This window comes from Planococcus sp. CAU13 (assembly GCF_000775575.1).
In the GTDB taxonomy this organism is placed as follows: domain Bacteria; phylum Bacillota; class Bacilli; order Bacillales_A; family Planococcaceae; genus Planococcus.
Window position 1 is genome coordinate 1 of the sequence record NZ_JRGN01000152.1, and the last position, 8,116, is coordinate 8,116.

The window sequence follows — 8,116 nt, forward strand, 5'->3', positions numbered from 1 at the left end:
CTCCTGCATCGCTGCGCTGCTTCGTCGCAAGAGATGGTCCAAACAAGTTTGGCCATCTCTCGCTGTCGCTTTTCTATATTTATTCCAATTTAACTCTGCGCTGCACGAACCAGTGCTTGAATTCATGGCGCAGTTCGTCCGGCACATCCTGGATCGAACTGACGTGAATCGGTTTTGCGCGGTTCGTAAAGCCGAGACTGCCGACCCCAAACGCACGCTGCAGCCGCGACTGGCTTACTTCGATTTCCTGGATCCGTTCCCGGCGGGTAATGAACGTCGTCGTCGTGAAACCGCCCGTCCGGATCTGGATCGAATCGCCTTCAAGCGCATAGCGCGTAAAGAAATAATCAAACAGCCGGCTGCCGACGCTGAGCGCGAATAGGATTCCGGCAACCCACAGAAGCGATGGCCGGATGAACCACAGAGCGGCAAGCGCAATGGCCGTAACGTAATACGGCCGAATCAGCTTCAGCCAGATTGTGTTGCGCGGCAGGCGCCGCAGATTATCCTGCACTGTGTACTGCGGCAGCAGTTCCGTCAGTAATCTGTAGGCCTCTTTCGTCTTCATGAACGGATAGAGCGAATTGGTCGCCGGCCCTTCTTCAACGCTCATCGCTTCCGCACTGATCAGTTTGATCTCAACAATGCCCCACAGCCGTTTCAGCAGCGGCTGTTCAATTTGAATCGCCTGCACTTTATTGCGCTGAATCGTAAATGTATGGACCTGCCCGACTCCGCGCGTAATGTAAATCCGGTCGCGGTCCGCTTCGATCCGGTAATTGCCGTAGCGGATCGTCGTCTGCACATAACCGATCACGGAAGAAATTAAAATCGCGACGACAAACAACGGGGCGAGCAGCCACAGATGGTCAGCGAAATAAAGGAAGACGTTTTCCGCTTCATCTTCCAGCGAGAAGAAATCATCAATCTGGAAATACAGCGCCAGGAGAAGCGGAAAAATGGCCAGGAAGCTGAGCGACGTGAAAGCGGCGCGCAGCGTGTCCCGCTGTGTCGAGCGGAAGTATTCGCGGCGCTCCGTTTTTGGCGGCTGCGCCTCCAGTCCTTCAGCTTCTTCGCCGTCTTCCTGTTCAGCCGGCAAAGCCACTTTTGCGGTCCCTCTTTCAATCGCATGGACGATGTCGTCGGCTTCCTGCCTTTTCAAAACAGGAAACCGCACCGATGCGTCTTCACTCGAAGTCCCCGTTTCAAGAGTCAATGACGTCAGCCCGAACCAGTTATGGATGAAAGTCGTCGACGTCTTCTTATTTTGTACGCGGTCGAACGCAATTGTCCTTACTTTCTTGACGAATACACCCTCACGCAACGTGATGGATTTGCTGTCAACTTCATACGTATGCAGCCACCATGACAGGAAAATCTTCCCGACCGTGAACGCAGCCGCGACCACGAATACGATTTTTGCCCAGAAAATCCACCCTTCCGTTACGCCATAATTGAAGATGAACAGAAATAAAATAAAGAAGAAACTATTGCGAAGAAAGGCGAAAAGTTCCACAAGCAGATAAGCCGGATGATAGCGTTTGGCGTCACTGGTTTTATTCAAACGAATCATCTTCTTTCACGTTGGCATAGGACGCAATCTGCGAACGCAGCGCCAGCGCTTCTTCCTGCGGAATGGCGGGAATCGTATGGCTCGATGCGGTCGTGCCGATTTTCAATGAATAAAGGCCGGCTTTTCGCAGGAACGGTCCCTGGTCCGTCATCACATACTCGATTTTCGCCATCGGAATGATGGTATGTTCCACATTCCAGCGGCCATGCTTCAGCTGAATGAAATTCTCATCGACATCATAGCGCCACGTGCGCTGCACGAAAATTGGTTCAATGAATATGCTGAAAATCGCCGATAAAACGGTGATGCCGATCAGAACGTATAAAGTAATGTTGACCCAGTTATACCAGTCCCAATAATGACTCGCGGCAAGCAGCGCGCCGAATCCCAAGAGGAACGAGCCGTGCCCGATCGTATTGGTTATACGCCAGATCGGGATGATTTTCGGTGAGATTTTACGTGCCGGTTCTTTTAATATGTAGTCCATGTTGTTTCACCTCAATTGTATTACGATTGTGTGCGGGTTAAGTTTCGAAATTTCCTTATGACTTTCCGGAAATGCAGAAAGAGGCGCCGAAATCTGACGTTCGATTTCAACATCTCTTTAACACCTACACAAAACTCAGATATTTCTCCTCAAACATTCCCGCTTCGATCGGCTTACTGAAATAGAAGCCCTGCATGATGTAACAATTTCTCTCTTTCAGGAAAGCGATCTGCTCTTCCGTCTCGACGCCTTCCGCGATGACATTCAGGCTCAAGTTTTGGGCGAGCGTGATGATCGTACTCGTAATCGCCGCATTGTCCTTGTATTTGATGATATCGAACATGAAGGAGCGGTCTATTTTCAGTGTATCGATCGGGAAATTCTTCAGGTAGCCCAGTGAAGAATAACCTGTGCCGAAATCGTCCAGCGCGATTTTCACGCCAAGCATTTTCAGCTCACGCATTTTGTCGATTGTCACTTCGGTATTTTTAAAGATTTGATTTTCCGTCAATTCAATGTGGAGATATTCAGGAGCCAGCGCTGTCTCCGCAAGAATACTTTTGACCATCGGAATCAGGTCGTCTTCCTCAAACTGCCTGCCGGACAAATTCACCGAAACCGTCATGTCCTTGAATCCGCGCACATGCCATTCCTTTAATTGCCTGCACGCATTCAGCAGCACCCATTTTCCGATCGGCACAATCAAACCGGTTTCTTCGGCAAGCGGGATGAAGTCCAGCGGCGAAATCATGCCTTTCAGTGGATGATTCCACCGGAGCAGCGCTTCCGCCCCCATGATGCCGCCCGTCCGGCTGTCAATCTGCGGCTGATAATAAATGACCAGCTCGTTATTCTCAAGTGCCTTGTATAGCGCATTTTCCAGCGTGATATTTTCGAAATTCCTCTCACTCATCTCGCTCTTGAAGAAATGGTGATATGTACCTGTTTTCTCTTTTGACTTGTACATCGCCGCATCCGCATTTTTAATGAGCATTTCAGCCGTATCCCCGTCTTCCGGATACAGGCTGATGCCGATGCTCGTCTTGATGTGGGCTTCATTCCCTTTCAGCAAAAATGGTTCAGCAAAAGAATTGACGATTCTTTCAACCAGCTCGATTACTTCATTTCTGCTCTCTAAATTCGGCAGGATAATGGTGAATTCGTCTCCGCCCCGCCGGGAAACGACTGCACTCTCCGGAACATCACGGTTTAAGCGTTTCGCTACTTCCCTTAATAGGAAATCTCCACAGCTGTGGCCCAGACTGTCGTTTATTGTCTTGAACCGGTCCAGATCCAAGTAAAGGACGGCCAGCTTCTGCCCCGCACGCTCCGCCTTCTTTATCTCTTTTTCCAGGATATCGTCCAGCAGGATGCGGTTTGGCAGGTCAGTGAGATTGTCGTAATACGCCAAGTATGTAATTTCTTCTTCCAGTTGTTTCCGGTCCGTAATATCCCTGAATGTCACAACTTCGCCCAGGATTTTTTCGCCTTCTTTAATGGAGGAAAAAGCGTACTCGACAAAGAAGCTGCCCCCGTCCTTTTTCCGGAACTTCACGTCTTCTTTCACATAAAAGGAATTTTTCTTCAAGTTCTTGTCTTTATTTAAAATAATCTGGTAGGACTGCCCAATCAGTTCACCTTGTTCGTAACCGAGCATGGCTACCGCCGATGGATTGCAGAAGGTAATCTTTCCGTCCAGATCCAATCCGAAAATCCCGTCGCCCACAGCGTTCAAAATCAGCTCTTTTTCGCGGCTGAGATTTTCCAGCTCAGCAATGACATTTTCCAGTTCGTTATTCTTAATCCGGATTTCCGACGTTCGTTCTTCAATCAGCACTTCCTGTTTTTCCATGTACAATAAATTCGAAAGTGTCGAAGCGGTGGCTTCTGCAATGGACTGGGCCCATTGAATATCCTCTTCATGAAAGCCCTGGACATCTTTTTCAAAATTCACCAGAACCAGTGCCCCTAAAACTTCCCCCATCGTCACGAACGGCAGCATCAGCATCTCTTCAAAGCCAAATGTTCGGCAGACTTCCTGATTCACGCGTTCATCTTTTCGGACATTCGGTATGTGCAATGGCTTTTTCGTGCGCAACACTTCATGGAAAACAGGATCGTCTGATGGATCAAAACGCAGCTCATGATGCCTTTTCAGCCATTCATCTCTATTCCATTCACTTTTTGCGCTTAAACTGGCAGGTTTTATTTTGGCCCCTGCCAACGGATCCAGCAGATGGACACCGATATTGTTGTTTTTCAGAACGATTCCGGTGTAATGAAAACATTTCTCCATTACAGCCTGTATAGAAGAACTCATGGACAAATCACGTGTCAGATCCAGCAGCAGCTGCTTCTCGGCAAGCAGATTTTCCTTGCGGGTCAAATTCTTGGCGTTCCTGATCGCCACACCCGCCATATTCACGTAGGCTTCGACCGTCTGGATTTCATCTTCCGTCAGATTCATCGGAATGCCATAGTCGAACAAAAACACGAGCCCGAACAATTCCCCCTCATAGGAAATGGGCAGCGCCAGCAAAGATTTTATGCCAAAACCGGCAACCGCTCTTGGATCCGGCCGGTGATCTTTCGACGTGTCGGGAATATAGATGGTTTTCTGTGTCTCAATTACTTCCTTTGCCAATAAATCAAATTCCGTATCAACCACGTGCATATCGAGCGTCATGCCGTTGATGACTTCCGGCTTACCGACATATCCCCTGAAACTTCCGTCTTCCTGCGGCAAGTAGATTCCCACAGAATCACAGCGGACGATTTCTTCTGAAATTGCCGTAGTGACATGCTCCATCACCGGACGCAATTCCGTATTGGCGTTTATTAACTTCGTAATATGTGCTAGCCGGGAATACCTCGTTTGTTCTCTCTCCATTAAAGTGCCTCCATTTTGCCTGAGCCGTATCCTTATCAAAGCAGCTTCCGCGATCTTTCTGCACTCAAAAAATATGCAGACCGGTTCCAGACGCCTTCACTCTGTAAGCATTTATCTAGAATAAAATTAGTAGTCCATCCTATTTATCGACAAATTTCACGTACTGTTTAGCAAATATGATATAAATTCTGCTTCGGTGGGGCTCTTAAAATGAAAAATGAAGTTTAAGTCACTTCCGGTTCTAATATAGAAGCTTTTCGCCCAGCGAAAAGCTTCCTTTTGGATTTTAGGGCTTGGAGAAAGGCGGAAATGGGCTGGCCGGAAGATTTGCGTGCGATTAAAATTTTTTATGCGCGGTGAGGAGAATTTGTGCGCGATTAGAAATTTTTATGCGCGATTAAAAAAATATATGCGCGTTCAGCAGATTTCCATGTGATATCTGCGTTTTGAACTCAAAATTCCACATGAAAAGGCTTTGCCTCTTCATTCAGGCAAAGCTCGATCCGCTCCCGGAAGTTTTTCCACGTCACCATTTCGAGCGCTTCAGCGACCGGGAAGAATCCCACTTCCAGACTTTCTGACGAGGCAGTCGGCGTGCCGCCCACTGGCTTCGCCAGGAACAGCGTGTTGCAGATGGATGCCTCCACATTTTGAAAGATGCCGCAGAACTTCACGATTTCCACTTCGATGCCCGACTCTTCCAGCGTTTCCCGAATAGCTGCGCCTTTCAGCGACTCGCCTTCTTCGACTTGTCCGCCCGGCATTTCCCAGCCTCTGCGCGGTCCTTTGATCAGCAGCATTTCCCCTTCGTCATTCAATACGATCGTCGCTGCTGAAACGATGTGTTTTGGCGGCGAGTAAACCGCTTGAATACTTTTTTCTGTCGATGCCATGAAAAATCCCCCGTTCCCTCTGTCTTTTATTTACATTAAATGTACCATATCATTTCTGTCGCTCAGCTTTTATTTGGAAAATCCTCTATTATTTCCAGAATTTTCTGTTACGATGAAATAAAACAGAATTCTGACCAGAGGTGCCAATGAAAAAGATCTTTCTGTTATCACTCGTGCTTATGTTTACATGTTTTGCTTCCGTACAGGCATTGAGCTGGGCCTACGGGTTCGTTGTCTGGGACGGGAATGTCTATGAAGTGAAGGAAGAAGAATTCCTGCAGGAAAATGAAGTCGGAGAAGTCATCGGGGAAGTAGAGACGCAGGCCGATGACATGACCGGCAATCATTACGGCAATGCGTCAAATTATTATCCATTAGGGACCAAATATTATGAAATTGCAGGCACCCCTGCTTCCGAAGCAATTGCTGTAGAAGTTGACGGCCAGTGGCTGAAGGCTGTATATGCACATAGAGCGCCGTTCCATATCATGAATGTGTTCACCAATTTCTGGTTTATATCGGCTATTGTACTGATCGTCGGCGTTATAGCCGGAATCATCATTCGAAACAGCAGGTTTGTTGATCGGTAAGTAAAGAAGGAGGCTAATTATGATCAATGTTTTATTTGGATTACTCTTTGTATTCTTTAAACCAAATTTTGAGTTCCTCGATATCGGCATTGCATATTATTTAACCAATATTATTGGATATCTATTGCTGTTTTTTGGAGTTCGGGAGTTGGGGCGTCAGTATGAAAAGGTATTGAAGGCTCAGCCTTATGTCATCTTTATGATATTTCACAGCATTCTCTTTTTCCTGCTGAATATTTCCGGAAATTCACCTTTGACCATGCCGATGGACTCTCATTTGGCAGTTGTCTCTTTAATCGGGTTGAGCTTTGTCATTGCAGGGATGTTTATGGTATTCGTCATAATTTCCTTCCTAATTGAAGGCTTGCAGGCTGAGTTTCCTGCGAGAAGGCTGAGCATGGTTGTTGTATTAATGATGATGACATTCGCTTTGGCCGGGCTGTGCTATTTCTTTATTCCTGGAATAGCTCCAATCCTGATGAGTGTCTTATTGGTTCTGAATGTCATTTTCCTATTTGGGTTTTATAGCCTCTTTATTCGCAATAATGAAAGAGTCATTGTGTGAACAGTATTTTATTTCTTTTATTCGAATAAAATGTGACATTAATAAAAACGAAAGGACTTCCGCTTAGATGGAAGTCCTTTTGTCATCTTCAATTAGTTGTTACGTCTCAAAAAGCTCGCCATTCAGCGCAGCAACGTACCGCTTCGCCGAGCGCTGAACTGCCGCTCCCGCATCTTCCTTCACAATCCGGTTGAATGCATCGTAAATCCGGTTGAACGGAATGGCATCCAGTTGTTCCGCCATTCTCTCAACAGTTGATGCCGGCAATGGAATGAAGTTCGGATAGCTGTACATGAAAGTCACCCACTCGCGGTCTGCCACTACGCGGATAATATCACCGGTGAACAATACCCCTTTGCCTGAGCTCCCTGATTTCCACTCCGCTACAGCTGCCCCTTTGAAATGGCCGCCGGTACGTTGCAAACGGATATCTTCTGCCAACTGGACCGATTCGCCTGACCAAAAGACGATCCGTTCGCTTGGCCGCGTCACCCATTTCTCATCATCTTCGTGGATGTAAATCTTCGCATCAAACGCTTCGGCCCATTCCACCTGCGTCGAATAATAGTGCGGGTGCGACAATGCAATAGCATTGATGCCGCCCAGCTTCTTGATTTCGCCGATCGCCTTCGGGTCTAAATAAGTAATGCAGTCCCACAATAAATTAAAATTCTTCCCCTGCACCAGATAAGCCGTCTGCCCGATGGCAAATCCCGGCGAGGTAGAAATGGCGAATAATCCTTCCTCTTCCGGCACGATTTCATTTTTATAGGTCTGTGACTGGATAATCTCTTCCAGCGTCGTCCACGCTTGACCGGCCGGACTCACATACTGCCTTTCTTCATTGCAGATCGTACAATTCTCCGGTTCAGCTGCGGAAATGTCAGCTTGGACACCACATGTCGTGCAGATAAAATTCTTCATTTGTTTCATCCTTTCGCTGGAGGGTTTGCTGCTTCTGTTTTATTCTCTACTACATGAATTCTCAGTTGTATTATATCCTAAAAATCCCAGCCGGCAGTCGTCCATAAGTCTTGCTTCTTCGCCCGGCTGCTGGATTCACCAGATTTTCGGCGAAATAAAGTCCGAGTGATCATAGAATCCTGAAAAGTGCTCAT

General features: G+C 47.3%; 7 protein-coding genes. 2 read left to right on the plus strand and 5 right to left on the minus strand.

Going from position 1 to position 8,116, the window contains the following annotated elements; genetic code table 11:
- Window positions 1-79 precede the first annotated feature (79 nt).
- The 4 genes from KW93_RS06355 to KW93_RS06370 all read right to left on the minus strand — a co-directional run bounded on the left by KW93_RS06355 (window position 80) and on the right by KW93_RS06370 (window position 5,843).
- Window positions 80-1,564 (minus strand): PH domain-containing protein, encoded by a 1,485-nt coding sequence (locus KW93_RS06355; RefSeq protein ID WP_033542151.1) that lies wholly within the window; start codon window positions 1,562-1,564, stop codon window positions 80-82.
- Window positions 1,557-2,060 carry a PH domain-containing protein gene (locus KW93_RS06360; RefSeq protein WP_033542152.1) on the minus strand — a complete coding sequence of 168 codons (504 nt, stop codon included), beginning with the start codon at window positions 2,058-2,060 and terminating at the stop codon, window positions 1,557-1,559. Before KW93_RS06360 ends, KW93_RS06355 begins: the two co-directional genes overlap by 8 nt.
- Before the next feature lie 124 nt (window positions 2,061-2,184).
- On the minus strand, window positions 2,185-4,950 hold the full coding sequence (locus tag KW93_RS06365) for a bifunctional diguanylate cyclase/phosphodiesterase (protein WP_033542153.1): 2,766 nt from the start codon (window positions 4,948-4,950) through the stop codon (window positions 2,185-2,187).
- Between the two features lie 452 nt (window positions 4,951-5,402).
- Entirely contained in the window at window positions 5,403-5,843 is a 441-nt protein-coding gene (locus KW93_RS06370; protein WP_033542154.1) for an NUDIX hydrolase, read from the minus strand.
- Window positions 5,844-5,989: 146 nt separating this feature from the next.
- Between KW93_RS06370 and KW93_RS06375 the strand changes: the two genes are divergently transcribed.
- Both KW93_RS06375 and KW93_RS06380 read left to right on the plus strand, forming a co-directional pair.
- Window positions 5,990-6,433 carry a hypothetical protein gene (locus KW93_RS06375; protein ID WP_033542155.1) on the plus strand — a complete coding sequence of 148 codons (444 nt, stop codon included), beginning with the start codon at window positions 5,990-5,992 and terminating at the stop codon, window positions 6,431-6,433.
- A gap of 19 nt (window positions 6,434-6,452) precedes the next feature.
- Window positions 6,453-6,998, plus strand: a complete 546-nt coding sequence (locus tag KW93_RS06380) for a hypothetical protein (protein WP_033542156.1) — start codon at window positions 6,453-6,455, stop codon at window positions 6,996-6,998.
- Window positions 6,999-7,097: 99 nt separating this feature from the next.
- Here KW93_RS06380 and KW93_RS06385 read toward each other — a convergent pair whose 3' ends face one another.
- The gene (locus tag KW93_RS06385) at window positions 7,098-7,922 is read right to left on the minus strand and encodes an MBL fold metallo-hydrolase (RefSeq protein ID WP_033542157.1); all 825 of its coding nucleotides are present in this window, start codon (window positions 7,920-7,922) and stop codon (window positions 7,098-7,100) included.
- Window positions 7,923-8,116: the final 194 nt, after the last annotated feature.

Bases quoted from the DNA above. Each gene is read 5' to 3' on its own strand.
- KW93_RS06380 (WP_033542156.1), top strand. From the start codon at position 6,453: ATGATCAATGTTTTATTTGGATTACTCTTTGTATTCTTTAAACCAAAT.
- KW93_RS06365 (WP_033542153.1), bottom strand. From the start codon at position 4,950: ATGGAGAGAGAACAAACGAGGTATTCCCGGCTAGCACATATTACGAAG.
- KW93_RS06385 (WP_033542157.1), bottom strand. From the start codon at position 7,922: ATGAAGAATTTTATCTGCACGACATGTGGTGTCCAAGCTGACATTTCC.
- KW93_RS06370 (WP_033542154.1), bottom strand. From the start codon at position 5,843: ATGGCATCGACAGAAAAAAGTATTCAAGCGGTTTACTCGCCGCCAAAA.
- KW93_RS06360 (WP_033542152.1), bottom strand. From the start codon at position 2,060: ATGGACTACATATTAAAAGAACCGGCACGTAAAATCTCACCGAAAATC.
- KW93_RS06375 (WP_033542155.1), top strand. From the start codon at position 5,990: ATGAAAAAGATCTTTCTGTTATCACTCGTGCTTATGTTTACATGTTTT.